At 55.6% G+C, this 26,800-nt stretch carries 21 protein-coding genes; 3 read left to right on the forward strand and 18 right to left on the reverse strand.

All coding sequences use genetic code 11. The annotated features are described in order from the left end of the window. Positions 1-5: 5 nt before the first annotated feature. Positions 6-2,003, reverse strand: a complete 1,998-nt coding sequence (gene uvrB / locus FKP33_RS20060) for an excinuclease ABC subunit UvrB (RefSeq protein ID WP_127608688.1) — start codon at positions 2,001-2,003, stop codon at positions 6-8. 269 nt (positions 2,004-2,272) lie between these two features. On the opposite strand from uvrB, the gene FKP33_RS20065 reads away from it, so the two are divergent. Continuing rightward, positions 2,273-3,061: a flagellar motor protein gene (locus FKP33_RS20065; RefSeq protein ID WP_141336194.1), complete on the forward strand. Its 789-nt coding sequence runs from the start codon at positions 2,273-2,275 to the stop codon at positions 3,059-3,061. Further along, a complete protein-coding gene (locus FKP33_RS20070) occupies positions 3,048-3,812 on the forward strand; it encodes a flagellar motor protein MotB (protein ID WP_141336195.1) in 765 nt (254 codons plus the stop codon). Before FKP33_RS20065 ends, FKP33_RS20070 begins: the two co-directional genes overlap by 14 nt. A gap of 144 nt (positions 3,813-3,956) precedes the next feature. On the opposite strand, the gene FKP33_RS20075 is transcribed toward FKP33_RS20070, so the two are convergent. The 5 genes from FKP33_RS20075 to ftsE all read right to left on the reverse strand — a co-directional run bounded on the left by FKP33_RS20075 (position 3,957) and on the right by ftsE (position 9,842). Further along, positions 3,957-5,249, reverse strand: coding sequence for a PDZ domain-containing protein (locus FKP33_RS20075; protein WP_127608686.1), 1,293 nt, complete (start codon positions 5,247-5,249; stop codon positions 3,957-3,959). A gap of 148 nt (positions 5,250-5,397) precedes the next feature. Then, complete coding sequence (locus FKP33_RS20080; protein WP_141336211.1) at positions 5,398-6,852, reverse strand: S41 family peptidase; 1,455 nt, start codon at positions 6,850-6,852, stop codon at positions 5,398-5,400. Between the two features lie 138 nt (positions 6,853-6,990). After that, on the reverse strand, positions 6,991-8,217 hold the full coding sequence (locus FKP33_RS20085) for a murein hydrolase activator EnvC family protein (RefSeq protein WP_141336196.1): 1,227 nt from the start codon (positions 8,215-8,217) through the stop codon (positions 6,991-6,993). A 31-nt stretch (positions 8,218-8,248) separates the two neighbouring features. Then, a complete protein-coding gene (gene ftsX / locus FKP33_RS20090; protein WP_127608684.1) occupies positions 8,249-9,166 on the reverse strand; it encodes a permease-like cell division protein FtsX in 918 nt (305 codons plus the stop codon). Then, positions 9,156-9,842 (reverse strand): cell division ATP-binding protein FtsE, encoded by a 687-nt coding sequence (gene ftsE, locus FKP33_RS20095; RefSeq protein WP_054798385.1) that lies wholly within the window; start codon positions 9,840-9,842, stop codon positions 9,156-9,158. Before ftsE ends, ftsX begins: the two co-directional genes overlap by 11 nt. Before the next feature lie 379 nt (positions 9,843-10,221). Here ftsE and FKP33_RS20100 point away from each other — a divergent pair, with 379 nt between their 5' ends. Next, positions 10,222-11,715, forward strand: coding sequence for a VanW family protein (locus FKP33_RS20100; RefSeq protein WP_141336197.1), 1,494 nt, complete (start codon positions 10,222-10,224; stop codon positions 11,713-11,715). 125 nt (positions 11,716-11,840) lie between these two features. Here the strand turns inward: FKP33_RS20100 and argH are convergent, their stop codons facing one another. The 12 genes from argH to FKP33_RS20160 form a co-directional block, all read right to left on the reverse strand. Further along, positions 11,841-13,256, reverse strand: a complete 1,416-nt coding sequence (gene argH, locus FKP33_RS20105; RefSeq protein ID WP_127608682.1) for an argininosuccinate lyase — start codon at positions 13,254-13,256, stop codon at positions 11,841-11,843. Positions 13,257-13,269: 13 nt separating this feature from the next. Then, on the reverse strand, positions 13,270-14,508 hold the full coding sequence (locus tag FKP33_RS20110) for an argininosuccinate synthase (protein WP_127608681.1): 1,239 nt from the start codon (positions 14,506-14,508) through the stop codon (positions 13,270-13,272). Between the two features lie 73 nt (positions 14,509-14,581). Further along, on the reverse strand, positions 14,582-15,541 hold the full coding sequence (argF, locus tag FKP33_RS20115) for an ornithine carbamoyltransferase (RefSeq protein ID WP_127608680.1): 960 nt from the start codon (positions 15,539-15,541) through the stop codon (positions 14,582-14,584). Between the two features lie 68 nt (positions 15,542-15,609). Further along, a complete protein-coding gene (locus tag FKP33_RS20120; protein WP_141336198.1) occupies positions 15,610-16,800 on the reverse strand; it encodes an acetylornithine transaminase in 1,191 nt (396 codons plus the stop codon). Positions 16,801-16,834: 34 nt separating this feature from the next. After that, positions 16,835-17,617 carry an acetylglutamate kinase gene (gene argB, locus FKP33_RS20125; protein ID WP_127608678.1) on the reverse strand — a complete coding sequence of 261 codons (783 nt, stop codon included), beginning with the start codon at positions 17,615-17,617 and terminating at the stop codon, positions 16,835-16,837. Between the two features lie 378 nt (positions 17,618-17,995). Continuing rightward, positions 17,996-19,225, reverse strand: coding sequence for a bifunctional glutamate N-acetyltransferase/amino-acid acetyltransferase ArgJ (gene argJ / locus FKP33_RS20130; RefSeq protein WP_054797843.1), 1,230 nt, complete (start codon positions 19,223-19,225; stop codon positions 17,996-17,998). 22 nt (positions 19,226-19,247) lie between these two features. Then, positions 19,248-20,297 (reverse strand): N-acetyl-gamma-glutamyl-phosphate reductase, encoded by a 1,050-nt coding sequence (gene argC / locus FKP33_RS20135; protein WP_141336199.1) that lies wholly within the window; start codon positions 20,295-20,297, stop codon positions 19,248-19,250. Between the two features lie 145 nt (positions 20,298-20,442). Continuing rightward, a complete protein-coding gene (locus tag FKP33_RS20140; RefSeq protein WP_230876240.1) occupies positions 20,443-21,324 on the reverse strand; it encodes a YitT family protein in 882 nt (293 codons plus the stop codon). A 297-nt stretch (positions 21,325-21,621) separates the two neighbouring features. Further along, positions 21,622-22,741 (reverse strand): peptide chain release factor 2 gene (gene prfB, locus FKP33_RS20145; protein WP_141336200.1). Its coding sequence is split into 2 segments (ribosomal slippage): positions 21,622-22,668 and positions 22,670-22,741, totalling 1,119 coding nucleotides; the frame shifts between segments, so codons are not numbered across the junction. 103 nt (positions 22,742-22,844) lie between these two features. Continuing rightward, entirely contained in the window at positions 22,845-25,349 is a 2,505-nt protein-coding gene (gene secA, locus FKP33_RS20150) for a preprotein translocase subunit SecA (RefSeq protein ID WP_141336201.1), read from the reverse strand. 353 nt (positions 25,350-25,702) lie between these two features. Beyond that, a complete protein-coding gene (gene hpf, locus FKP33_RS20155) occupies positions 25,703-26,257 on the reverse strand; it encodes a ribosome hibernation-promoting factor, HPF/YfiA family (RefSeq protein WP_054800137.1) in 555 nt (184 codons plus the stop codon). A gap of 255 nt (positions 26,258-26,512) precedes the next feature. Further along, positions 26,513-26,710, reverse strand: coding sequence for a cold shock domain-containing protein (locus FKP33_RS20160; protein ID WP_010496818.1), 198 nt, complete (start codon positions 26,708-26,710; stop codon positions 26,513-26,515). Positions 26,711-26,800: the final 90 nt, after the last annotated feature.

A 26,800-nucleotide genomic window follows, 5' to 3' on the forward strand; every position in this document is an offset into this window, starting at 1 on the left:
TTTCGTTACAGCTCGGCCTTCATCTCCAGAATGGCGTCGCGCAGCTCTGCGGCACGTTCAAACTGCAGGTTTTTGGCGGCTTCCTTCATCTCTTGCTCCAATCTTTCGATCAACGACATACGGTCTTTCTTCGACATCTTGGCTCCCTTGACGTCCGCCAAGTAGTCGGCCTTCTGCTCCGCAACCTTTGTCGCTTCGATGACGTCGCGCACTTTCTTCTGTATCGTCTGCGGCGTAATGCCGTGTTTTTCGTTGTAAGCCATTTGAATGGCGCGGCGCCGGTTCGTCTCGGTAATCGCTTTGTTCATCGAATCGGTCATTTTGTCGCCGTACATGATGACCCGGCCGTTCGCATTACGAGCCGCGCGCCCGATCGTCTGGATGAGCGAGCGCTCCGCGCGCAAGAAACCTTCCTTGTCGGCGTCGAGAATCGCCACCAACGAGACTTCGGGCAAGTCGAGACCTTCCCGCAGCAGGTTGATCCCGACCAGCACATGGAAGACGCCTAAACGCAGGTCGCGCAAAATTTGCATTCGTTCGAACGTCTTGATTTCCGAGTGCAAATACCGCACTTTGACGCCGATCTCTTTAAAATAGTCCGTCAAATCCTCGGACATCTTCTTCGTCAGCGTCGTCACGAGCACCCGCTCGTCCTTCTTGATGCGATCCTGGATTTCTCCGAGCAGATCGTCGATTTGTCCCTTCGTCGGCCGCACCTCGATGATCGGATCGAGCAATCCAGTCGGGCGAATGATTTGTTCCACCATCTGTGGACACTTCTCGATCTCATACGGGCCTGGCGTCGCGGAGATATACACGATCTGGTTGATTTTCTTCTCGAATTCCTCAAAGCGCAGCGGACGGTTATCCAGCGCCGACGGCAGACGGAAGCCGTGCTCGACCAGCACTTCTTTCCTGGCGCGGTCGCCGTTGTACATCGCCCGGATTTGCGGCAGCGTCACATGCGACTCGTCGATCATGATCAGCATGTCGTCCGGGAAATAGTCGAACAGCGTGTAAGGAGTCGCTCCGCGTTCGCGGAACGTCAGCGGTCCGGAGTAGTTCTCGATCCCCGAACAGAAGCCCATCTCCTGCATCATCTCGATATCATAACGGGTGCGTTGTTCCAACCGCTGCGCCTCCAGGAGCTTGCCCTGTCCGCGCAGCTCGGCCAGCCGCTCCTCCAGCTCCCGCTCAATGTTCACGAGCGCCACCTTCATCGTATCCTCGTGGGTCACGAAGTGGGAGGCCGGGAAAATCGCAATATGGTCGCGTTCGCCAATGATTTCGCCGGTCAGCACATCGATTTCCGTAATCCGTTCGATCTCGTCGCCGAACAGCTCGACGCGCACCGCCTGTTCCCCCCGCGAAGCCGGGAAGATTTCGATCACGTCGCCGCGGACGCGGAACGTGCCGCGGATAAAGTTCATATCGTTGCGCTGGTACTGGATGTCGATCAGCCGGTGCAAAATGTCGTTGCGCGAACGCTCCATTCCGACCCGCAGCGACAGCAGCAAATTGCGGTACTCCATCGGCGATCCGAGGCCGTAGATGCACGACACGCTCGCCACTACGATGACGTCGCGGCGTTCGAACAACGAGCTGGTCGCCGAGTGGCGGAGCTTATCGATCTCGTCGTTAATGCTCGAATCCTTCTCGATGAACGTATCCGAGGAAGGAATGTACGCTTCCGGCTGGTAATAATCGTAATAGCTTACGAAATATTCCACCGCATTATGTGGAAAAAACTCCTTCAGCTCACTGCACAACTGCGCGGCCAAGGTTTTGTTATGCGCGATCAGCAGCGTCGGACGGTTCAGTTGAGCAATGACATGCGCGGCTGTAAACGTCTTCCCCGTTCCCGTCGCACCTAGCAGCGTCTGGTGCTTCTGTCCCGAGCGGATGCTCGATACCAGCATCTCGATCGCGTTCGGCTGATCCCCTTGAGGCGTATAGTCCGATACGAGCTGGAACTTCTTATCGCTTATGGTTACTTCGCTCATCTCATCACCCATTCATGAAAAGAGTGGAAATCTTCTAAAGTTTCGGTTACCGGATTCCGATAAAAAGGTAGGCCATCTATGTGCGTAGCTTCGACTCCGTTCGACTGCGTTCCTGTAATAGGAATATTTGTTCCCATACATTATACCTTTTTTCCGTTTCTGTTGCAAACGAACCCATTCGTCTTCCGTTCATTCCGAACGGATATTCCAATGACAAGCGACAGGTGACTGCCGTTATTCATATTTGAATCTCTAGGGGTGTAACGAAAGTGGATTTGATGACAATCATCGGGATCATCATCGGTATTGGAGGATTAATTGGCGGTTATATGATGGATGGCGGACATATTTCCGCGCTCTTCGTCCCAAGCTCCATGCTGATTATAGCGGGCGGCACGATCGGCGCCGTGCTTGTCAGCTTTCCGTTAAAACAAATTAAAGATATTGGCAAGGCGCTGAACATGGCCTTTCGCGAGAAGAAACAAGACCCGGGGCAAGTTATCGAGGAGCTCGTCGATATGGCGACCGTAGCCAGACGCGAAGGCGTCCTCGCTCTGGAGCAGCGTGCTCAAGAGAATGAGAATCCGTTCCTGCGGGACGGCTTGATGATGGTGGTCGACGGGACCGATCCCGAACTGACCCGCCAAATTTTGGAGCTGGAGATCGACGCTCTTGAAAATCACCACGAAGGCTGGGCCAAAATGTTCGAAGCCGCCGGCGGTTACGCCCCTACTATGGGGATCATCGGTACGGTAATGGGCTTGATTCATGTGCTCGGCAATTTGGATGACCCGGGAAGCTTGGGACCGGCAATCGCAGTCGCCTTTACGGCCACCTTGTACGGCGTAGGTTCCGCCAACCTCATTTTGCTGCCAATTGCAAACAAAATCAAAGTTCGCAGCGCGGAGCAGGTCGCCGAAATGGAATTGATGCTGGAAGGGATACTAGCTCTGCAAGCGGGTGAAAATCCGCAATTGATTAAGAAAAAGTTGAGTTCTTTCCTCCTTCAAGATCACATTAAAGGCGAGAGCGCAGGTGAACCCGGTGGCGAGGAATAGGAGAAAGAAGCAGGCCGCGCCTCCCAATCACGAGCGCTGGCTGCTCAGCTACGCGGACTTTATTACACTCGTCCTGATTTTCTTCATCATCATGTATGCCATGAGCAAGATCGATGTTCAGAAATACGAAGTGCTGGCGAAAGCGTTGAAAATGGAATTCATGAAAGCCGATACGATTATGCCGCAGGGCCAAGGCATCATGGGTGCCGCAAACCCGTCCACGGGCGGCGAGGACAACAAGACAGAGCAGGAACAGAATGATAACGCGGAGACCGGGAAGGAAGAACAGCAGCAGCGGGAAAAACAGCTGGAAGACCTGCTTCAGAAAGTGCAGGCCTACATTCAGGAAAACAGCCTGCAAGCGCAAATATCCGCGGCAAATACGCCTCGCGGCGTAGCGGTCACCTTGAACAACTTGTTCCTATTCGATCTCGGGAAAGCCGACCTGAAGCCGGGAGCCTTGCCGATCTTGAACCAATTGGCAAGCTTGTTTCCTACTCTGCACGCGGTCATCAGTATTGAAGGACATACGGATGATTTGCCGCTGTCGACCGGCTCCGTGTATAAAGACAACTGGGGATTATCGCAAGCGCGTTCGTTGTCTGTCCTGCGCTACTTCGTCTATACCGCGCAGCTAGATCCGAAGAAGTTCGTCTCGACGTCTTATGCCGATACCCGGCCGGTGGCCGAAAACAACAGCGATGAGAATCGCGCGAAAAACCGCCGCGTTGAGATCGTTGTTCTAAGGTAACGCCATCTATGCAACGAGCCTGGGGCTTTCGCCTCAGGCTCGTTGTGCAACCCGACGTTCGGGCGTTGGGCTGGTATCCGCATGGGCCGATCACGAAATCCCTATTCCGTGCCGAAATGTCCGGATTGTCGTGACGCCTGCCCCTTACATGCTCTTCGAATTTTTTTCATTGCGGAGTAATCCGATCAAACGGCGGCTCAAGTATGCCCAAATCGATACCTGCTTCTCCTCCACATAGTACAGCACATCTTGGTCGGGAGCGAGTATAATGCCGAGCTGATGATGCTCCCCCGAGTAAAGCGCCCGTTTCAAGAAGCGGTTCTCCAGCGCCCCATCGAGCACTTCCAATCGGCAGAACGCCGGATTCAACTGCATCGCCTGATGCAGCGCCTGCTTGCTGCGAACCGGAACCCCGTTCACCTTGCTGACGATCTCACCGGCTTTAAGGCCGAGCTCCTCGGCCGGACTGCCCGGCAGCACGGCTAATATTTTCAGCCCTTTGTCCGTGTGTACATAAATCGGGCGGCGGCGGCCTTCATCCCAACGGCTATACACAATCATCGCCTCATGGAGCAAAATCGCAAATAAGCTTGCCGTGAACGTTAGCACCGGCAGCCATGCGCTTAAAGCGGCCAGCCCCAGTAAAATTAGCGCATACAAGATCAGTAAATTGGAACCGATCCTCGCCTTGTCCTTCGGCAATCGCGAGATTGTCATCTCCGTAAATCCGATCATGACGGGAAACCCCACAATCGTCCAGCCGTTCTGCCACAGCTCGCCCCCAAGCAGCGGCGTCCACGGAAGCAAAGGCCCGCCCGCCGCTTGCTGCAGCGGGACGACGAGAAACAGCGCCATCGGCCAAAAGCCCTGCAGCTGGTAACCGCCGACGATTCTTCCGCGCTTCCCCTCGACAAACATCGGCATGCCGAGCCGCGTTCCTTGCTTCCTTACGTAGATCGCCTCGGCCAAATGCAAGATAGCAACGAGCGCCAGCATGGCCGGTATGTCCAGCGCGAAGAGCGGTTTCGTCAGCCAAGCCCAGTCATCCGACTGCCTCACACCCGGGATCGCCGACAGCACCACCTGAAGCATTCCGATGACACCGACCGCATACGCCCAGCATAAGTATCTGACGCGCACGATAACGAGCAGCAGCGAGACGATCCATAACAGCAAGACCGCCTCCTGTTGAACCGTTGCTCCGATACCTGCCATCAATACCGAGACGCATAACCCCCCGACCCATCCCCATAACACGATTCGCCACGTCTCCGGCAGGAGAGCGTGCAGCTTCGTAGAGAACAGCCTGCGTTCCATCGCGATTTGTCTGCGGTATTGCAAAATAATAAAGAGGATGCCCACATAATAAAAAGGATGCAGGAATAGCTGTACGATCGCTTGCAGCCCCTGCCACCCTAAAGCCTGAACCCAATCCATGGCGCGCTCCTTTGATCTGAATCAGAATAGTCCCTGGTCAAAAAAGAAAGAAGGTCGAATTCCGAGCGACTCGGAACCGCCTTCTTAATCATTTCGACGCAGGGCCGGCTATTTCCTGCCGCCCTCCTGAAATTGGCAGACAATCCGGTTATTTCACCGCTTGCTGCATCGCCTCGACCGCCGCCTTCAGCTGCAGATCGTTCTTCGGATCGCGGATAGCTGCAAGAATCGCTTTCTCCAGCTTGTTCGCCGTCTCCTTATCAACCTCGCCGGTTACCGGCAAGCCGTTTGACCGCTGGAACGTTTTGACCGCTTGCGCCGTCTTGTCGCTGTAGTACCCGTCCGTTCGTTCCGGATTCAAGCCGAGCCCCTGCAGCATGACCTGCAAGTTTTTCACGTCTTCGTTGTTCGAATCAGGCTTCAACGTTTCTTTTTTCGTCAGAGGGGCCGCTTTGAAGTAAGCCGGCTGCTCGACGGCCAGATCGGGAGCAATACCCTTCTTGTGAATCCATGTGCCGTTCGGCGTCAACCATTTGTACACGGTCATCTTAATGTTACTGCCGTCGCCCATCTCCTGCTCGAACGTAACCTGCACCGTGCCTTTGCCGAACGTCGTTTCGCCGATCAGCTTGCTGCCGACGGAATCGTGCAAAGCGCCGGCCAATATTTCCGAGGCGCTCGCACTGCCTTTATTAATCAGCACGGAAACCGGATAATTTTTGCCTGTGCCGTTCTCCGATTTCGTTTCTTCCCGAACACCCTTACGGTTCTCGATTTGTACAATCGTCTTGCCTTTCGGTATGAACGGCTCCACGATTTCGACGACGGCCGATAGCAGACCGCCCGGATCGTTGCGCACGTCGATGATCAGGCCCTTCATTCCCTTGCTCTCCAGGGCGGCCAGCTCTTCCTTAAAGCGCGCCGACGTATTGCTCGAGAACTGCCGGATCTCGATCTTCCCGATATTGCCCGGCAGCATCTCGCCGAATACCGTCTCCACATCGATATCATCACGCACCACGATCACCTGGATCGGGTCGCTCACGCCCGCACGAGCGACTTCCAGCTTTGCCTGCGTACCTTTCGGACCGCGGATTTTCATGATCGCCTGATTCAACGTCAAGCCGTCCAACTTCTCGCCGTTGACCGAAACGATCACGTCATTGGCGTGTAAGCCCGCCTTCTCGGCCGGCGAACCTTTGATCGGAGTCACGATCGTCACTTTGCCGTCTTCCGAGGTCACCTCCGCTCCAATCCCCTGGAAGGAAGAGGTGATATTCTCGTCGAATTGCTTCGCTTCGTTCTGATCCATGTACACCGTGAACGGGTCTTCCAGCGTTGCCAGCATGCCGTTGATGGCGCCATTCACGATTTTCTCGTGATCGACCTCGTTCAAGTACTTGCCGTTGATCAGCTGATACGTCGTCGCCAGTTTGTTAATATCCTTGCTGGTTAAGCCGGACTTCGCATCCGCAGCAGCCGCTCCGTTCCCGTTCTTCACCGCGGCGAAGATCGACGGGTTCACAATTGTCAGCGTCATGATGCTGCTTGCGAACATCGACAATAGTACAAAAGCCAATACCGTACGTCCCTTAAAAACCATGCCTCTCCCCACACCGCCTTTGCTGATCCCTAGTGCAACCGTTGCTTTGCCAGTCAAAGCCGGTTGTCCATTCACACTTCTTACATAACTTGTCTTTCTAGTTTATGACAAGCCCTGCCGAATTATGAACAGCGTCCGTTATCTTAAATAAGGTTTAGGATCGACGGGAGATTCATTAATCCGCACTTCAAAGTGAAGGTGATTCCCCGTCGAACGTCCGGTCGAACCGACCTCGGCGATCTTCTGGCCCCGCTTGACCGTGTCGCCCTTCTCCACGACGATGCCGTCGTTACGGATATGACCATACAGCGTCCATACTCCTTTGCCGTGGTCAATGATCACCGTATTTCCGTATCCGCTCCACCAGGAAGCGACGATGACGACGCCATCCTCGGCTGCCAGAATGCTCGTTCCTGCCGGAGAAGGAAAATCGATACCGTTATGCGTAGAAGAACTGCCTGTAAAGGGATCCTTGCGGGTTCCGAAATCTGATGACATATTGACGACTTTAGGAAGCGGATAGCCAAACTTCCCTCCGCTGTACGTATACACCGGCCCCGCCGCCTTCGCGCCCTTCGACTTAGCCGCCTCCGCCGCTTTGGCCTCTTGGAGCGCCCGCTGCTTGGCCGCCTCCTGGCTGGCCACCTTAACAAGCTGTGCCTCCACTTCCTCGCTGATATCCTCGAGCTCCTTCTCCTTCTGAGCCAGGCTAGCGATCTTCACTTCTTTCTCCTTCTCCTTGACCAGAAGATCGGCCTTGACCGCCGAAGTCTCCGCATACAAATTTTTAACCTCGGCGAGCTGTTTCTCAATCGCGATCCGTTTCTCGTCAATCGTGGCGCGGTCGCGCTTGTTCGCTTCCAGAATCTTTTTGTCCTGATTTACGATAGAACGCAAAGCTTCAAGCCTGTCCAAAAAATCGCTGAAATTGGTCGAGCTCAGCAGCACATCCGTGTACGAAACGACCCCGTTCATATACATCAGACGAAGCCGCGACCGGAGCATCTGATCGCGGGAGGTCACCCGCGTCTCGGCTTCTTCGAGTTGTTTCGCGTTTTCTTTCAGCGTTGCCGAAACTTCGGCCACTTTATCGTTCAATACGTTCAAGCTTTTATTCGTTTTGTCGATTTGGTCGAGAAGCGCGTTGATGTCGTTTGACGTTTGCTGCTTTTCCCTCGTAACTTGCGTTATTTGCTTCTCCGTCTCGTTCACCTTCTGCTGAACGGCGGATTTCGTTTTCTTCAGCTGGTTAAGCTCCTGCTCAATGCGCTGCGAAGCGGTCAATGCAAACCCGGCCTGGGGCACAATCGTAGCTCCGATAAGGCTTAAGGACAAGACAAGCGGCAGAAAAGACTTTTTCAACACCCGTTCCTCCCCAACAGTTGGTCTTTCAAGCTTACACTCTCAAAAACTTACGCACCGACAACACGCTTCCCCAAATGCCGATCATAACGCCAATGCCGATCAGCAGCACGGACGTCTTCCATGCGATATCATCGAAGGGCAGCAGCTTGATCAGAAGCAGATTCAAGTCCAACTGGATGGACCGCATCATCTGCCAGTAGCCGTACAACAGGATGCCGACCGGAATGACCGAACCGATAATGCCGAGCAGCGCTCCTTCGATAAAGAACGGCCAGCGAATGAACGAGTTCGTCGCCCCGACCAGCTTCATGATGGATATTTCGCGGCGCCGTGCGACAATTGTTATTTTAATTGTATTGGAAATTAAGAACATCGCCGTCAACGCCAAAGCCGCGACAAGCACAAGACCGACATTACGAACGATCGTGGTTACCTTGAACATCGTTTCGACGGTGCCTTGGCCGTAGCTGACGCGGTAGATCGGCTTGGCCGGCTTGCCTTCGTTCAATTTGTTAATTTCGCCGGCAACCGCAGCTACTTCTCGCGGTTCCGACACCTCGACGGTAAACGAATCGTTCAACGGATTGTTGTCGCCATTGAAGCCTTCAAGCAGCTGTTTGCCGCTCTCCCCAAGCTTCTCGCGCAAATACTCGAGTCCTTCTTCCTTCGACACGAATTTCACTTTATTGACCTTCGGCATGGCAGCAATTTCATTCTGCAGAAGTGCAATTTGATCCTGCGGCGTATTTACTTCCAAATACACGCGAATTTCGACCTGCTGCTCGATTTGTTGCGCCAAAAAATTCACGTTGAGCGACAGCAGCAGAAATACGCCTAATATAAACAAGGAGATCGTAATCGAGCTGATCGACGCGAACGACATCCAGCCGTTACGCAGCACATTCTTGGTCCCTTCGCGAAGGTGGCGTCCGGCCGTGCTAATCTTCATAGCCGTACTCACCTCTCACTTCATCGCGCGCGATTTTCCCCGATTCGATGGCAATGACGCGCTTGCGCATCGTGTTTACGATTTCTTTGTTATGTGTAGCCATGACGATCGTCGTGCCGCGAAAGTTAATTTCTTCCATCAGCTTCATAATGCCCCATGACGTTTCCGGGTCCAGGTTCCCGGTTGGCTCGTCCGCAATAATGACGGACGGATTATTGACTATTGCCCGGGCAATAGCGACGCGCTGCTGTTCGCCGCCGGACAGCTGTGTCGGCAAGGAGTTTACTTTGTCCTTGAGTCGGACAAGCTCCAGCACTTCGAGCGTCCGTTTCTTAATAATTTTCTTCGGCGCTTCGATCACTTCCATCGCGAAGGCGATATTCTCGTACACCGTAAGCTTGGGCAGCAGGCGAAAGTCCTGAAAAATAACGCCGATATTGCGGCGAACAAACGGAATTTTACGCTGCTTCAGCTTCTCCAGATTAAAACCGTTAACGAAGATCGCGCCCTTGCTCGGACGCTCTTCTCTATAAATTAATTTCATGAAAGTCGATTTTCCCGCACCTGACGGACCGACGACATAGACGAATTCGCTTTGATCCACCTTGACGTTAATGCCTCGAAGGGCATGGGTGCCGTCAGGATACGTCTTCCAAACGTCCTGCATTTCGATCACGGTATCACATCCTGATTTTTTTAGCTGATCGCCATGTAAGTTTTAGTCTTAAACGCGCATCAGCTTTGACAAACGGGCAATTCCTTGCAAGACAAGGACGACGCAGCCGTTTATCTTGGCATCACTTATCGACAATTTACTTCTAGCCTTTAATAGTTCGACACAAACGCCTAAAATCCTTTAGTCTGTTGTGAATTTCTACATATTGCCACAATTCATTTCGCATTCGGAGCAGCGCTTGCCTTTACGATCGGTCAAAGCGCATCGATTCAGCGGGGAACTGTCGGCTCCCGATCCAGGCACTGGCAAGTTTCGTCCGACACTCGCATACATTTGAAACTATTAAGTACGAGCTTATTTGGACAAAGGAGACCCGCTTATGCATACCTGGAACCGAATACTCGGTCCTGTTGCCATTGGCGTCTTAGCCACGGCCTTGGTCGGCTGCGCGGCTTTCGCCGCTTACGGCTCCTCTTCCCGCATCCCTGCTGGCGTTCATCTCGGAAACTGGCCTGTCGGCGGAATCACGTACGCCGAGTTCGATGCGCAAGTGAGCCAGCGCAAAGCCGCTTTCCTCGGCCAGTCCGTGAAACTGTCAGTACCACCGGCAGACGGGACCGGAGGCGGCAGCGCGCAGCTCACGCTCGGGCAGCTGGGGATCGAGCTGGACGAACAACCGCTGCGGCAGCGGATCGCAAGCCTGCGGGAAGGCTCGCTGTTTCACCGCGCCTGGGCGCGCTGGCAAGCAAGGGGGAGCGACTGGGCGATTCGCCCGGTCCTTGCGCCAGAGAAGCTTGGAGCTGCGCTGCAGGAAGCGTTCGCGCCCGTGTACCGCGAACAGCCGAAAGACGCCGTCCGGATCATCCGCCCGGACGATACGATCGACTATGCGCCGGAAAAACCGGCCCGGCGCATCGATGAGCCGCAGCTTGGGGAACGGCTCGCTGCCGCGCTGCCCGCATGGGAGGTGCAGGTGGCCGACGCGGCCTCCGCGCCGCCCCTCGCGCTGGACGTGCCGATGCGCACGGTGAACCCGGCGGTGACGGTCCAGTCGCTGCAGCAGCAGGGCATTGTGCGCAAAATCGGCGAATTCGCCACCCGCTACCCGCCGGCTGCCGGTTCCGCCGCAGGCTCGGCAGGTAGGCTGCATAACGTGCAAGCGACAGCCGCCTCGCTGCAAGACGTCCTGCTCGCGCCCGGCGCCGTCTTCGATTACGCTCCCTTTATCGAACAAACGGAGAAAACAGCCGGCTACCGCGAGGCGCCGGTCATCGTCAACGGCAAGCTCGTCCCCGGCATCGGCGGAGGCATCTGCCAGGTCTCGTCGACGCTGTACAACGCCGTGCTCCGCGCCGGACTCACGATTGTTGAGCGGCGGAACCATTCGCTGCCCGTCAGCTACGTGCCGCTAGGTCAAGACGCGACGTTCGCCAGCGGCCATATCAACTTCAAGTTCCGTAACAGCACGAACTTCTATATGTTGATCCGCACCTATGCGGACGGAAGCGAGCTGAAGGTCAAGCTGTTCGGGCAGACACCTCCCGATACGACCTTTGATGTCGAATCCGTAACGGTCGACACCTTGCAGCCTTCGACAAAATATGTGCACAACCCGTCGCTGCGCAAAGGCAAAAGCGAAATCGTCGTCAAAGGAAAGCCCGGCTACATTGTCGAAACTTACCGTATTCAGAAGAAGAACGGGAACATTATCGGCCGGGAGAAAATATCGAGAGACACCTATGCCGCACAGCCGACCGTCATTGCGATCAATACGGGTTCCGGCTCCGGAGCGGATCGCTCGTCCCCGCATCCTGCCGGAGATTCGCCCGTCCCTTATGTCGAGGACGGCGTAAAGGGGCCCAGCTTCCGTTAATGCATACGGCAGCCGTTAGCCTGTAAACCGATCAATAAAAAAACCTGCGGAAGCGGTTCCGCTCTCTTTCGAGAGACCCGAACCGCTTCCGCAGGTTTTCTGCGCTTTATAACTTCAGGCGCGACTTATCTGCTTTTCGCGTAAAACTCATCAAACCAAGCGGTCGAGACCGCAAGCGCCGCTTCCGCCCGTTCGACAGCCGCGCTCACCTGCGCCGTAGCCGTTCCGCCGTACACGTTGCGCGCATTCACGACACTCTCCGGTTGGAGCACCTGGTAGATGTCTTGATCGAACAGCTTGGAGAACTGGTGATACTCCTCCAGCTTCAGGTCGAGCAAATACTTGTGGTTTTGGATGCAGTAGAGCACCGTTTTCCCGATCACTTCATGCGCTTGACGGAATGGCATGCCTTTGTTAACCAAATAGTCCGCAATGTCGGTCGCATTGGAGAAATCCTGGTTCACGGCTTGTCTCATCCGGTCCTTATTCACCTTCATCGTCGCAATCATCGGCGCATACAGCTGCAGCGCGCCCTGGAGCGTGCGAACGGTGTCGAACATGCCTTCTTTGTCTTCCTGCATGTCCTTGTTATACGCGAGCGGCAGCGACTTCAGCACGGTCAGCAGTCCGAACAGGTTGCCGTACACACGACCGGTTTTGCCCCGCACGAGCTCGGCAACGTCCGGATTTTTCTTCTGCGGCATGATGCTGCTGCCCGTACAGAAGGCGTCGTCCAATTCGACAAACCGGAACTCCGTGCTGGACCACATGACAAATTCCTCGCTCAGCCGCGACAAGTGCATCATAATCATCGAAGCGTTCGACAGGAACTCCAGTATAAAATCCCGGTCGCTCACCGCATCGAGCGAGTTCTCGTACACGCGATCGAACCCAAGCTGCTCGGCGACAAAATGGCGGTCGATCGGGAACGTCGTCCCGGCCAGCGCCCCGGCTCCGAGCGGCAGGACGTTGACGCGCTTGTAGCTGTCCTGCAAACGCTCGGCGTCGCGCTGGAACATCGACACGTAGGCGAGCAGATGGTGCGCGAACAAAATCGGCTGCGCCCGCTGCAGGTGGGTATACCCCGGTACGATCGTATCCAGGTTATTCTTCGCCTGCTCGATCAGCGCTTCCTGCACTTTGTTCAACAGTCCGACGAATTCCACGACCCGCTTGCGCAGCCACAGGTGCATATCGGTAGCCACTTGGTCGTTCCGGCTCCGGCCCGTATGCAGCTTGCCGCCGACCGAACCGACTTCGTCGATCAGCGCTTTCTCGATATTCATATGAATGTCTTCATCGCTGACCGAGAATTCGAGCTCGCCGCGGCGAATCATCCCTTGCACCTTGAGAAGCCCGTCTTTGATTTTCTCGACATCGTCCGCCGGCAGAATTCCGCATTTGCCGAGCATGGTGACGTGCGCCATGCTGCCCTGCACGTCCTCCTCGGCCAACTCCTTGTCAAACAAAATAGAAGCCGTATATTCTTCGACCAATTGGTCGGTTTTCTTCGTAAATCGTCCGCCCCAAAGCTTCGACACGTATTATTGCCCCCTATTTCCCGTCGTTCTGATGGACGCCAGCCGCTACGCGCAAACGGAGCGCATTGAGGCGAATAAAGCCTGTGGCATCGCCTTGGTCGTACGCTTTCGTCGGATCGGCTTCCATCGTCGCGATGTGCGGGTTGTACAAGCTGACCGGGCTTTTCACGCCGGCGCCGATGACGTTGCCCTTGAACAGCTTCAAGCGAACCGTACCCGTTACATTCTTCTGGCTCTCGGTCACCAGCGCTTGAATGGCCAGACGCTCCGGTGCGTACCAGAAGCCGTTGTACACGAGCGAAGCATATTTCGGAATCAAGGAGTCGCGCAAGTGCATCACTTCGCGGTCCATCGTGATCGACTCGATCTTACGGTGAGCGGTGAACAGGATCGTCCCGCCCGGCGTCTCGTACACGCCGCGGCTCTTCATGCCGACGAAGCGGTTTTCGACCATGTCGACGCGGCCCACGCCGTGCTTGCCGCCGAGTTCGTTCAGCTTCTCCATGATGTGCAGCGGAATCATCCGCTCGCCGTTGATCGCAACGCAGTTGCCTTGCTCGAACTCAAGCTCGATGTATTCCGCTTCGTCCGGCGCATCCGCAGGATCGACGCTGAGCAGGAACATGTCCTTGTTCTCCGGCGCGCTCGGATCGAACCAAGGATCCTCCAGCACGCCGCTCTCGTAGCTAATGTGCAGCAGGTTGCGGTCCATCGAATACGGCTTCGCGGCGGAAGCCGTCACGTTAATGCCGTGCTTCTCGGCGAAGGCGATCATTTCGGCGCGCCCCGGGAACTCTTCGCGGAAATTTTCCAGCCGCCATGGCGCGATGACTTCGACATCCGGCGTCAAAGCCGCGGCTGTCAATTCGAAGCGCACTTGGTCGTTGCCTTTGCCCGTCGCCCCGTGCGCGATGGCGGTAGCGCCTTCCGCGCGTGCGATCTCGACCATCCGCTTCGCGATCAATGGACGCGCAATGCTCGTGCCAAGCAAGTACTGCCCTTCATACAGGGCGCCCGCCTGGAACATCGGGAAAATGAAGTCGCGCGCGAACTCTTCGCGCAGGTCGTCGATGTATACTTTAGACGCGCCGGTGTTCAGCGCTTTTTCCTCAAGACCGTCGAGCTCATCCTTCTGTCCGATATCGGCGGTGAAGGCGATAATTTCTGCGTCGTACGTTTCCTTCAACCATTTCAAGATGATGGACGTATCCAACCCGCCCGAATACGCCAATACGATTTTTTGCTTTGCCATGTCGTTCCCGCTCTCCTTCTGATTTATCCTCACGCTTTCGCTTATACCTTACGCGCCTGGCTTCCGGCGATGATTACATAATAGCGGCCATAACCGCTTTCTGGGCATGCAGCCGGTTCTCCGCTTGATCGAAAATGACCGAGTTTTTGCCGTCAATGACACCTTCCGACACTTCTTCCCCACGGTGCGCCGGCAGGCAGTGCATGAACAAGTAATCCGGTTTCGCGTATTTCACGAGCGCCTCGTTCACCTGGTAATCCTTGAACGCGATTTCCCGCTCCTTCTGCTCGGCTTCAAAGCCCATGCTCGCCCACACGTCCGTATACACGACGTCCGCGTTCGCCACCGCTTCTTTCGCATCGGTGCCTACATAAATGCCGGCGCCCGTCTTAGCCGCCATTTCGCGCGAAAGCTCCAGCACTTCGTTGTCCGGCTCGTAGCCTTTCGGCGTCGCTACGGCAAAGTTGATACCCAGCTTGGCTGCGCCCATCAAGAGCGAGTGCACCATGTTGTTACCGTCTCCGATATAAGCCACTTTGAGGCCTTCGAGGCGGCCCTTTTTTTCGAGCACGGTTTGGTAGTCCGCCAGCGCCTGACAAGGGTGGGACAGATCCGTCAGCCCGTTGATGACCGGGACCGTGGCGTTGCGCGCCAGCTCGATGACCGTCCGGTGCGCATAGGTCCGGATCATGATGCCGTCGAGGTACCGGGACATTGTCTGCGCCGTATCGTGAATCGTTTCGCCGCGGCCGATCTGCAGGTCGTTCCTGCTCAGAAACAGTGCATGGCCGCCCAGCTGGTACATGCCCACTTCAAAAGACACCCGCGTCCGCGTCGAAGACTTCTCGAAAATCATCCCCAGCGTCTTGCCCTTCAACGGCTGGTACGTCTCTCCCGCTTTCTGCTTCCGCTTCAGCTCAATCGCCAAATCGATCAAATACCGGATTTCCTCCGACGTATAGTCCACCAACCCGATAAAATCGCGGCCCTTCAATTGTACCGCCATATCTTCCTGCTCTGCCGTTTCCGTCATGGATGCAGCTCCCTTCACTTTCACAAAGTAATCGCCAATTCTGCTTTGCTTGAAACGTTCAGGCTCCTCTATACCGCTGCCGCCGCCGCTTTCGCCAACGTCTGGCAGATCGTGTCCAGTCCGCGGTCGATGTCTTCCTTGGAGATCAGCAGGCTCGGGGCCAAACGAATGACGTTCGGTCCGGCCGGCACGACAAGCACGCCTTGCTCGTGAATCGACTTGATCAGCTCCGCGCCCGATCCCGTCAATTGGATGCCGATCAGCATGCCCAGTCCGCGGATCGTCTCGACGAGCGGATTGCCGGCGAGCCTGCTTTTCAACTCGCTCATGATATAACTGCCCATCTCAGCCGCACGCTCCGACACGTTCTCCTGCAGCATCGTCTCCAGCGTCGCCAATCCGGCCGCCGTGGACAAGTAGTTGCCGCCGAACGTCGTCCCGTGGGAGCCGGCCGCGAAAGCGGTACGCAGCTTCTCTTTCCCGAGTAGCGCCCCGATCGGCATGCCGCTGCCCAGCCCTTTCGCCAAGGTCACGAGGTCCGGCTCGATGCCGAAGTGCTCGTAAGCGAACAGCTTGCCCGTCCGGCCGATGCCGGTTTGGATTTCATCCAGAATGAGGAGCAGGCCGTGCCGCTCGCACAGGTTCGCTACAGCCTTCACGAAGTCCGGATCGGCTGGGATAACGCCGCCCTCGCCTTGGACGAGTTCCAGCATGATGGCGCACGTTTTCCCCGTGATGAGCTTCTCCACCGCATCCGCGGCGTTGTACGGCGCATATACGAAACCCTCCGGCAGCGGGGAGAAGCCTTCCTTCACCTTATCCTGCCCGGTTGCCGTCAACGTAGCCAAGGTCCGTCCGTGGAACGACATGTTGAAGGTGATGATCTCGTAGCGCTCCGGCTGGTTAATGACCTTCTGATAGTATCTGCGGGCGATCTTGATCGCCGCTTCGTTCGCCTCCGCTCCGCTGTTGCAGAAGAAGACGGCGTCTGTGCAGCTGTTCTCCACAAGCAGCTGGGCCAGCCTCTCCTGCCCCGGGATGTGGAACAGGTTGCTCGTGTGCCAGAGCGTATCCACCTGCTCCTTCAAGCGCTCGGTCACCTGCTTCGGCGCATGCCCGAGGTTCGTGACGGCTAAGCCGCACATCAGGTCCAGGTACTCCTTGCCGTTCTCATCCCACAACCGGCTGCCTTCCCCCTTCACAAACGTAAAAGGATATCTGGCGTAATTCGGAAACAATGCGCTTTGAGCCTCTCCCATGTCGTTCACTCCTTTATATGTGAAAATAATTTCTCTACGCTTTGACGATGCGGGTGCCGATGCCTTCGCCCTTCAGCACTTTGCTTAACACTTGCGGCTCCGATCCGTTCACGATCACAACCTCGCGCACCTCGCCTTGAATGCACTGCACGGCTGCACGCACTTTCGGGATCATCCCGCCGTAAATATCGCCGCTTGCGATCATCTCGTCGATTTCCCGCACGGTGACGGAAGGCAGCACCCGCTTCTCGCCATCCACCGTCTTCAGGATGCCCGGCACGTCGGTGACGACGATCATCCGCTCCACGCCGAGATGCGATGCGACCGCTCCGGCCGCCGTGTCGGCGTTGATGTTGTACCGCTGTCCGCCGTCGGCTCCGATGCCAACCGGCGCAATAACCGGCATGTAGCCCATGCCGACAATGCCTTGAATGAGCTCGGCGTTAACACGCGTCACGTCGCCGACGAGTCCGACTTCGTGCGCGTTCGCCACAGGCTGCGCCTGAATGAGATGGCCGTCCACGCCGGACAGGCCGACCGCGTTCGCGCCGGAGCGCTGAATGTTGCGCACGATCTGTTTATTAATTTGCCCGGCCAGCACCATCTCGACGACGTCGAGCACTGCCTCGTTCGTTTTGCGCAGCCCGTTCACGAACTCCGTCTCGATGCCCAGCTTGCCCAGCGTGTCCGAGATCGCCGGACCGCCGCCATGCACGATGACGGGAATTTCGCCTTCGGCCTGCAGCCGGGTCAAGTCTTCGAAAAAGACGTCCGGCAGCGCCGCTAATGTGCTGCCGCCGCATTTCATTACAAACATGTTCGCATCCCCCTCTTTCCCCCTTCCCGAAGGCGGAGGACCCTGCGCGCTTCGCCCCAAGCCCCCGAAAGAGTACGTGACTACCACGTGGCCGCCGTTGATGAGACGTCGGTGTGTGGGATCGCTTCTCGCACCGTGCCGGTGCACGCTTACCAGTCGGCGTTCTTCCGGTACGTGGGCCTGGGAGCTATGCGCTACTTCTTGTGTATCGTTCGGGCGGCCTGCAAGGAGCCGCGTTATGCCTTCGTTATGAAGCTTTAGTTCGAGCACGGGGTTGCTTATCATTGGACGGATTCGCCGCGTCCTCGATAAGCACAGTCCTTCCACGGCCGCGATAAGCCGCAGCCCCCACATGCTCAAACGAGTACATCCAACAACCTAAGTCCGATAAGCGGCGTTAATCCGCACATAGTCGTACGTGAGGTCGCAGCCCCAGGCTGTCGCCGAGGCGTCGCCCATGTTCAGGTCGACGTAAATTTGGACGAGCTCGCCTTTGAGATACTCGGCCGCGCGCTCCTCATCGAATTTCACCGGGCGGGATTGCTCCAGCACCGGAATATCGCCGAGGCGGATATCGACCGTCTCGGTTTGGACGGGATAGCCCGCGCGCCCGACGGCTGCGATGATGCGGCCCCAGTTGGCATCCGCGCCAAAGCATGCCGATTTCACGAGGCTTGAGCCGATGACGGTCTTCGCGATGGCACGGGCCGCTTCACGGGATTCGGCATGCGCCACCGTCACTTCGATCAGCTTCGTTGCGCCTTCACCGTCGCGTGCGATCGCTTTGGCGAGGTATTCACCGACGTAGTTGAAGCCGGCGGCGAATGCCGCCCAGTCCGGATGGTCCGGCGTCAAGCTATCGTTGCCCGCCAAGCCGCTGGCCATCGCTACGACCATATCGTTCGTGCTCGTGTCCCCGTCGACCGTAATCATATTGAAGGTAGAATCCGTAATATCATTCAGCAGCTTCTGGAGATGCGCGCTTTCGATGTTCGCATCGGTCGTCATGAACCCCAGCATCGTCGCCATGTTCGGATGAATCATGCCCGAGCCCTTGGCCGCTCCGGCGATATGTACCGTTTGCCCGCCGACGGTGAGCTGCACGCACAATTCTTTCTTCACCAGATCCGTCGTCAAGATCGCTTGACAGAAATCGTCTCCGCCGTCAGCCTTCACCTGCGCCCGCAGCTTCTCGATGCCGCCCAGCACTTTGTCCATCGGCAGCAGCTCGCCGATGACGCCGGTCGACGTTACGCCGACCAGATGCTCGGCAACGCCGAACGCCTTCGCGCCCGCAGCCCGCATCGCCCGGGCGTCGTCTTCACCCTGCTGGCCGGTGCACGCGTTCGCGTTCCCGCTATTGACCAGCATCGCTTGCAGCTTGCCTCCCTGCGCGATGCTCTCCTGCGTCACGCGCAGCGGAGCCGCTTGGAACTGGTTGAGCGTGTACACGCCCGCCGCGCTCGCCGGCACCTCGCAATAAATCGCGCCCAGATCATGGCGCTCCGTCTTTTTCAAACCGCAGTGCAGTCCGCCTGCTTGAAACCCTTTCGGTGTCGTCACCGAACCTTCAGGCACCACCACAAAATTATGTTGCGCTGTCGACATGTCCTTCCCCCGTCCTCCGCGTTTATGGATATACCGGGGTGAACGTCAGACCCGTCGTTTCATCCCAGCCCATCATCAAGTTCAAGTTTTGAATCGCCTGTCCGGCTGCCCCTTTAACCATGTTGTCTATGACGGAAATGATCGTCAAGCGACCTGTACGCGAATCGAGCGAAAGCCCGATATCACAATAGTTGGAGCCGAACACTTCTTTCGTCCCCGGGTACTTGCCCTTGTCGCGAATTCGCACGAACGAGCGTCCCTCGTAATAACTCCGGAACAAGTCGAAAATTTCGTCCTCGCTGCGCGCTTGCTTCAAGTTCACGTAGATCGTCGACATAATGCCGCGCGTCATCGGCACCAAATGCGTCGTGAACGTAATCGTCGCTTCTTCGCCGGCCAAACGTCCGATCGCTTGCTCGATTTCCGGCGTATGCTGATGACGGTTCACCTTATAAGCCAGAAAATTTTCATTAATTTCCGCGTAATGCACAACTTGGCTGAGTCCGCGCCCCGCGCCCGACACCCCCGACTTCGCGTCGACAATGATCGACTTCAAGTCAATCCAACGCTTGGCTGCAAGCGGAGCAAGCCCAAGAATGGTCGCCGTCGGGTAGCAACCCGGGTTGGAGATGAACTGCGCCCCGGGCACGTCTGCACCGAACAGCTCGCACAAGCCGTATACCGCTCTATCTAAATACGACGCATCCGCCGGTTTATGCTTATACCATTGCTCGTACACCTGACCGTCCTTCAAACGGAAATCGCCCGACAAGTCGATGACCTTCAGCCCTGCATCCAGCAGCTTCGGCGACAAGTCGATGCTGACGCCGTGCGGCGTTGCGAGAAACACAACGTCTGCTTTACCGCGGATGAGCTCAATGTCGATACCGTCCAGGCGCTCGGTCACGATCTGATTCAAATGCGGATATCCGTCCGCAATCGGCGCCCCGGAGGCAGACGACGAGATTACGGAAGTGATTTCCACATAAGGATGCGCAAGTAAAAAGCGAATGAGTTCCACACCGCCGTAACCGGTCGAACCGACGATAGCCGCTCTTAATTTCGTAGACATAGCCGTCCCTCCACTTAAAAAACTATGTATTATTATACATTCGAAGGTATAAAAATTCAATTTCTTTTTTCCCAACTTTTTTCATCGTAACCCAATGTCCGGCAGGGCGCAAGCCACTCTTACCCATGGCCGCCTCATTCATTCGTTAAGCCTGCCCCGCGATTTTGAACCCTTCGCCGAGCACCTCGTTTGTATCGCTCAAGATGACGAAGGCGCCGGGATCGACCGCCCGTACAAGCTCCTTCAACCGGGTCACTTCCGTTTGGCCGACAACGACCATAAGTACCGTACGCGCCTCCCCGGTGTATCCGCCGGTTGCATGCAATTTCGTCAAACCGCGGTCCAGCTCGTATAAAATCACCTCGCGAATGTCCTCGGCCGCCTCCGAAATAATAAACGCCACTTTCGAATAACTTAGCCCCAACTGCACGACATTGATCGTTTTGCTGGTGACGAACAAGCCAATTAACGCATACATCGCATTCTCTGGCGAAATGAAGATGCCTGCCGCGACGATGACCGCCCCGTCGAGCAGCGCCACGCACAGCCCGAATCCGATTCCCGTATACTTATGTAAAACTTGCGCCGCCACCGAAAAACCGCCCGTCGAGCCGCGTCCCCGATAAACAAGCCCAATGCCTACCCCGAGCAGAATCCCCCCATATATACTGGCCAGCAGCACATTGCTTGTGAGGGAAGGCACGTTCCGCGTGACAAGGACCAGCAGCGGCAGAAGGACGGAGCCGATTGCCGTTTTGATCCCGAAGTTTCGCCCCAGCAGCAGCACCCCTATAAGAAACAAGGGAATATTCAGTCCCCACTGCGTAAATGCCGGCTCGACGCCAAACAGCTTTTGGACGATAATGCTTATGCCCGTTACGCCGCCCGAAGCCAACTGATTGGGATAAAAAAACAGATTGAAGCTTAGAGCGATCATGGAAGAACCGATCGCCAGCAGCATAAATTCCCAAGCCCTCCGCCACCCGCCCCGAAGCGCTTGGCGTCCTTTACGGCGATTTCGCCGCAAACGATCCGCTCTGGGTCCGAGCGGTTGGGCTGGAGCCGCCTGTGCATCCGCTTCCAGCTCCGGATTGGCCGAGAGCTCTTCCCACGGCCGGTTGTTCGACTCGTCCTTCTTCGCTTTCTTGCTTTTCTTCCGTTCGCTTCGTTTTTCCAAGGTCGTCACCCCGTTCCACGCGAAAAATCCTACACGTCAGCATCCGCCCCGTCGGCTTTATCCTTCCTCGGAGGCCGGACGACATCGCCCATTCCAAGCGGTTGCTTTCATGTAGGATCAGCTGGGTATCCCGAAATTATGTTGCGCTTAGCTATCTTTCGAAGGTTTCGCGATCTGCTGGCGCAAGTAGGCGTCGATGAACATATCCAGCTCGCCGTCCATAACAGCGCCCACGTTGCCCGTCTCCGCTTGCGTCCGATGGTCTTTCACCATGCTGTACGGGTGGAAGACATACGAACGAATTTGGCTGCCCCACGCGATATCGGACACTTCGCCGCGAATCTCCGCAAGATGCTTTTGCTGCTCCTCGATCTTCTTCTCGTACAGCTTCGAGCGCAGCATCTTCATCGCGCGTTCGCGGTTCTTGATCTGCGAACGCTCCGTCTGGCAGCTGACGACGACCCCCGTCGGTATGTGCGTAATCCGCACCGCCGAATCGGTCGTGTTGATGTGCTGTCCGCCCGCACCGGAGGAACGGTACGTATCCACCTTAAGGTCCTCGGTTCGGATCTCGACCTCGACATCGTCGTCAATCTCCGGCATGACATCGCAGGACACGAACGACGTATGACGCCTGCCTGAAGCGTCGAACGGCGAAATCCTTACGAGCCTGTGCACGCCCTTCTCCGCCTTCAAGTAACCGTAGGCGTTGTAACCTTTAATCAGCAGCGTCACGCTCTTGACCCCCGCTTCATCACCGGGCAAATAATCAAGCACTTCCACCTTGAAGTCCCGCTTCTCCGCCCAGCGACGGTACATCCGCAGCAGCATCTCCGCCCAGTCCTGCGACTCGGTGCCACCCGCGCCCGGATGCAGCTCCAGAATCGCATCGAGCTTGTCGTAAGGCTGGCTCAGCAGCAGCTGCAGCTCGAACGCTTCAAGCTTCTTCACCAGCGCGGCGATTCCCGACGTGATGTCGCCAACCATGCTCTCATCCTGCTCTTCCTGCAGCAGCTCGACCAGCACTTCGAGATCCTCATATTCGCTGGCAAGCGCCTGGAACTGATCGACACCGCCCTTGACGGCGTTCATCTCGGCAATCAGCTTCTGCGCCTTTTCGTTGTCATCCCAGAAATCAGGCGCCGACATCTTCTCTTCGTAATCGGCAATTTGCTCCAGCTTCAGATCTAAGTCAAAGAGACCCCCTAAGCTCAGCCAATCGTTTGGCCGTTTCTTGTAAATCCCGCTTCACATCTGCTTCTAACATATCTCATCGCACCTCTTATGCTTAATTTTGTTTGTCCTCGTGGAAAAAGGAGACCGGAGCCACGGCCCGACCTCCCCTTTCTATTCGCTGCATCAATCGCGGCTTATACGCCGTGACACTGCTTATATTTCTTCCCGCTGCCGCACGGACACAAATCGTTGCGGCCAATAACGTCCTTGTTGACGATCGGCTTCTTGACCGCAGGCTCGGCATTCGTCGCAATCTCATGCTCATCGATGACCGCTTCGCGTACCAGGTTCGTCTCCACGTGCGCCTTCATAACGTACGTCGCAACTTCTTCCTGGATGCTCTGAACCATCTCCTGGAACATCTCGTAGCCTTCGAACTGGTATTCACGCAGCGGGTCCGTACCGCCGTATGCACGGAGATGGATGCCTTGACGCAGTTGATCCATCGCATCGATATGGTCCATCCACTTGCTGTCTACGGCGCGAAGCACCACGACCTTCTCGAATTCACGGAAAAACTCCTCGCCGATCTGCTTCTCCCGCTCTTCATACAGACGCGTAACCAAATCCTTGATGTATTGAATAATATCTTCCTTCTCTTTGCCCCACAGCTCATCAGCCGTCAGTTGGCCTTCATGAAGGAACGTACCGTTGCCGAAGTCGACAATCGCTTGCAAATCCCACTCTTCCGGCACCAGATCGTCCGGGCAATGCGCTTCCACGATCCGGTCGATGACCGGCAGCATCATGCCGAGCACGATGTCGCGGATATTTTCCGATTCAATGACCTCGCGGCGCTGCTTGTAAATAATTTCCCGCTGCTGATTCATCACGTCGTCATACTGCAGGACCACTTTCCGCACATCGAAGTTGTTGCCTTCCACCCGCTTCTGCGCGGATTCGATCGCCCTGGAGATCAGCTTGCTCTCGATCGGCTGATCTTCCTCGAAGCCAAGGCGATCCATCATGCCCATGATGTTCTCGGCTCCGAAGCGGCGCATCAGCTCATCCTCCAGCGACAAGTAAAACTGGGAAGAACCCGGGTCGCCTTGCCGTCCGGCACGACCGCGCAGCTGGTTGTCGATCCGTCGGCTTTCATGACGTTCCGTACCTATAATATGCAGACCGCCGAGCTCCGCCACTCCTTCGCCGAGCGTGATGTCCGTACCGCGGCCGGCCATGTTGGTGGCGATCGTTACGGCGCCCGGTTGACCGGCGCGGGAGACGATCTCCGCTTCTTCAGCGTGATACTTGGCGTTCAAAACTTTATGCGGCACGCCTTTTTTCTTCAGCATCTCGGACAAGCGTTCGGAGTTCTCGATCGAAATCGTACCGACCAGCACCGGCTGCTTTTTTTTGTGACGTTCCACGATCTCGTTCACAACCGCACGAAATTTGCTGGCTACCGACTTGTATACAACGTCCGGCAAATCCTGACGGATCATCGGCCGGTTCGTCGGCACGACAATGACATCGAGGCCGTAAATTTTCTTCAGCTCTTCTTCTTCCGTCTTCGCCGTACCGGTCATCCCCGACAGCTTGCGGTACATCCGGAAGTAATTCTGCAGTGTGATCGTTGCCAGCGTCATCGACTCGTTCTGTACCTGCAGCTTCTCCTTCGCTTCGATCGCCTGATGCAAACCTTCGCTATAGCGACGGCCGACCATGAGGCGGCCCGTAAATTCGTCAACGATGACGATCTCGCCTTCCTGCACGACGTAATCGACGTCCAGCCGCATAATTGCGTGGGCTTTCAACGCTTGTTGAATATGGTGGTTCAAGGTTACATGCTCATGATCGAACAAGTTTTCGATGCCGAACGCTTTCTCCGCCTTCGCCACGCCTTCTTCGGTCAGCGACACACTGCGCAGCTTCACGTCGATGATATAATCCTCTTCTTCCTTCAGCTTGCTGACGAAGTGATCGGCCATGTAGTACAAGTCCGTCGACTTGGCGGCTTGTCCGGAAATAATGAGAGGTGTCCGGGCTTCGTCGACGAGGATCGAGTCCACCTCGTCAATGACCGCATAATAAAGCGGCCGCTGCACCATCTGCTCTTTATACACGACCATGTTGTCGCGCAAGTAGTCGAAGCCGAATTCATTGTTCGTTCCGTACGTAACGTCGCATGCATAAGCATGCTGCTTTTCCGCATGCGAAAGCTGCGGCAGGTTAACCCCGACGGTCATCCCGAGAAATTCGTATATTTTGCCCATCTCGGCGCTATCGCGCGTCGCCAAGTAGTCATTGACGGTGACTACATGCACGCCTTTGCCCAGCAGGGCATTCAAATAAACCGGCAGGGTGCCTACCAGCGTTTTACCTTCCCCTGTCCGCATCTCCGCAATGCGCCCTTCGTGCAGCGTCATGCCCCCGATCAGCTGCACATCGTAATGACGCTTGCCGAGTACGCGTTTGGACGCCTCCCTAACAACGGCGAATGCCTCCGGCAGCAAGTCGTCGAGTTCCTCGCCCTTTTCCAGCCGTGCGCGAAACTCTACCGTTTTGTGCCGTAGCTCCTGGTCCGATAACACCTCAATGCTAGGCTCCAGCGAGTTGATATACTCAACGGCTTTCCACATCCGTTTCAATTCACGTTCATTCGAATCCCCAAAAATCTTCTTCACGAGTCCTAGCATGCTGCTAATCCCCTTCCTTTATCGAACCGTAATCCATAGACTAAATTGTAGCAGTTTGCGCCAGCCATCGCAACAAAACACTGGAATTAACACCATTGGATTAGTATCCCACATCCCGCCCAATTTACTTACGACGTCTTTATCGCCCAAGCATAGAACGGCTCTTAAAGTTCTGGCATGGAAGTCACACCCTTTAAACGCATGCGGCCCGAAAAAGTTTCAGTACGCCTCGATGCTGGAGCTTCCCGAACTTTCCAAGATAAAAAAGAGCCCGCCTGAACGGGAGCGGCATCCAGGGATGCACGCTTCAGCGATCAGGCAAGCTCGGTTGTTTGCATGGGGTTAGAACGGCATTAAAGCGCCGGTTCGATGAGCCCGTATTTGCCATCGTTGCGCTTGTACACAACATTGACTTGAGATGTGTCGGAATTTGCAAAAACAAAGAAATTATGGCCAACCATGTTCATTTGGAGAATCGCTTCGTCAATATCCATGGGCTTTAACGTAAACCTCTTCGTTCGGACAAGTTCGAATTCTTCCTCTTCATCAAGGACCGCCGCCGCACTCTGCTCGGAGCCGGAGCGGAACAGATCCTTCAGTCCTCCAGCTTGACGCACCTTGCGGTTCGCCTTCGTTTTCGCTTTGCGGATTTGACGTTCCAGCTTGTCAACGACCAGATCGACTGCCGCATACAGATCGGCGTGCTTCTCCTCCGCCCGCAGCATAAACCCGGTGAGCGGCACCGTGACCTCCACGGTTTGCATGCCTTTAACGACGCTTAACGTTACATGAACTTCAGATGTAGGGGGAGCTTCAATGTACCTTTCCAGCCTGCTCAGCTTTTTCTCAACATGGTCTCTTAATGCTTCCGTTACCTCGATGTTTTCACCACGAATGTTGAATTTCATGTACTACTCCTCCTTTCATTCCTACGCTATACTATATTCCCCTTCGCCCATTAAAAATCCTGCAAAATCTCGATTAAAGTTTACAAAATATTTAAATAATTTTATGTGCATACTAAAAGTATAAGTAAAACCCTTCATTAAAGCCCTTTCAAAAAAAAGAACACCCCGAATTTCTTCAGAGTGTTCTTCTTATCGCTGCTACATTCCCCCAAAACCATAACCATCTATGCTAGCGGCCTTGCGGACCGCGGATGATTACAACTTGACGACGTTAGCTGCTTGAGGACCACGTGCGCCCTCTACGATATCAAACTCAACGGATTGGCCTTCTTCCAATGTTTTGAATCCATCAGTTTGGATAGCGGAGAAGTGTACGAATACGTCGCCACCGTCTTCACGCTCGATGAAACCGTAACCTTTTTCTGCGTTGAACCATTTAACTTTACCTTGCATGCCAAACATTCCCTTCATCATCAAATAACTGCAAGCTTTAGCCTACATTTCGAATATATCACTCCCTCAACATCCATGTCAATCCAAGTT

This window comes from Paenibacillus sp. tmac-D7 (assembly GCF_006519665.1).
GTDB lineage: Bacteria > Bacillota > Bacilli > Paenibacillales > NBRC-103111 > Paenibacillus_G > Paenibacillus_G validus.

Excerpts from the sequence above, each read along its gene's own strand:
- FKP33_RS20080 (WP_141336211.1), bottom strand. The coding sequence starts at position 6,852 with ATGGTTTTTAAGGGACGTACGGTATTGGCTTTTGTACTATTGTCGATG.
- argJ (WP_054797843.1), bottom strand. The coding sequence starts at position 19,225 with ATGTCGACAGCGCAACATAATTTTGTGGTGGTGCCTGAAGGTTCGGTG.
- argB (WP_127608678.1), bottom strand. The coding sequence starts at position 17,617 with ATGTTTGTAATGAAATGCGGCGGCAGCACATTAGCGGCGCTGCCGGAC.
- FKP33_RS20110 (WP_127608681.1), bottom strand. The coding sequence starts at position 14,508 with ATGGCAAAGCAAAAAATCGTATTGGCGTATTCGGGCGGGTTGGATACG.
- FKP33_RS20160 (WP_010496818.1), bottom strand. The coding sequence starts at position 26,710 with ATGCAAGGTAAAGTTAAATGGTTCAACGCAGAAAAAGGTTACGGTTTC.
- argC (WP_141336199.1), bottom strand. The coding sequence starts at position 20,297 with ATGTCTACGAAATTAAGAGCGGCTATCGTCGGTTCGACCGGTTACGGC.
- FKP33_RS20075 (WP_127608686.1), bottom strand. The coding sequence starts at position 5,249 with ATGGATTGGGTTCAGGCTTTAGGGTGGCAGGGGCTGCAAGCGATCGTA.
- FKP33_RS20100 (WP_141336197.1), top strand. The coding sequence starts at position 10,222 with ATGCATACCTGGAACCGAATACTCGGTCCTGTTGCCATTGGCGTCTTA.
- hpf (WP_054800137.1), bottom strand. The coding sequence starts at position 26,257 with ATGAAATTCAACATTCGTGGTGAAAACATCGAGGTAACGGAAGCATTA.
- argF (WP_127608680.1), bottom strand. The coding sequence starts at position 15,541 with ATGACGGAAACGGCAGAGCAGGAAGATATGGCGGTACAATTGAAGGGC.
- FKP33_RS20120 (WP_141336198.1), bottom strand. The coding sequence starts at position 16,800 with ATGGGAGAGGCTCAAAGCGCATTGTTTCCGAATTACGCCAGATATCCT.
- secA (WP_141336201.1), bottom strand. The coding sequence starts at position 25,349 with ATGCTAGGACTCGTGAAGAAGATTTTTGGGGATTCGAATGAACGTGAA.
- ftsX (WP_127608684.1), bottom strand. The coding sequence starts at position 9,166 with ATGAAGATTAGCACGGCCGGACGCCACCTTCGCGAAGGGACCAAGAAT.
- uvrB (WP_127608688.1), bottom strand. The coding sequence starts at position 2,003 with ATGAGCGAAGTAACCATAAGCGATAAGAAGTTCCAGCTCGTATCGGAC.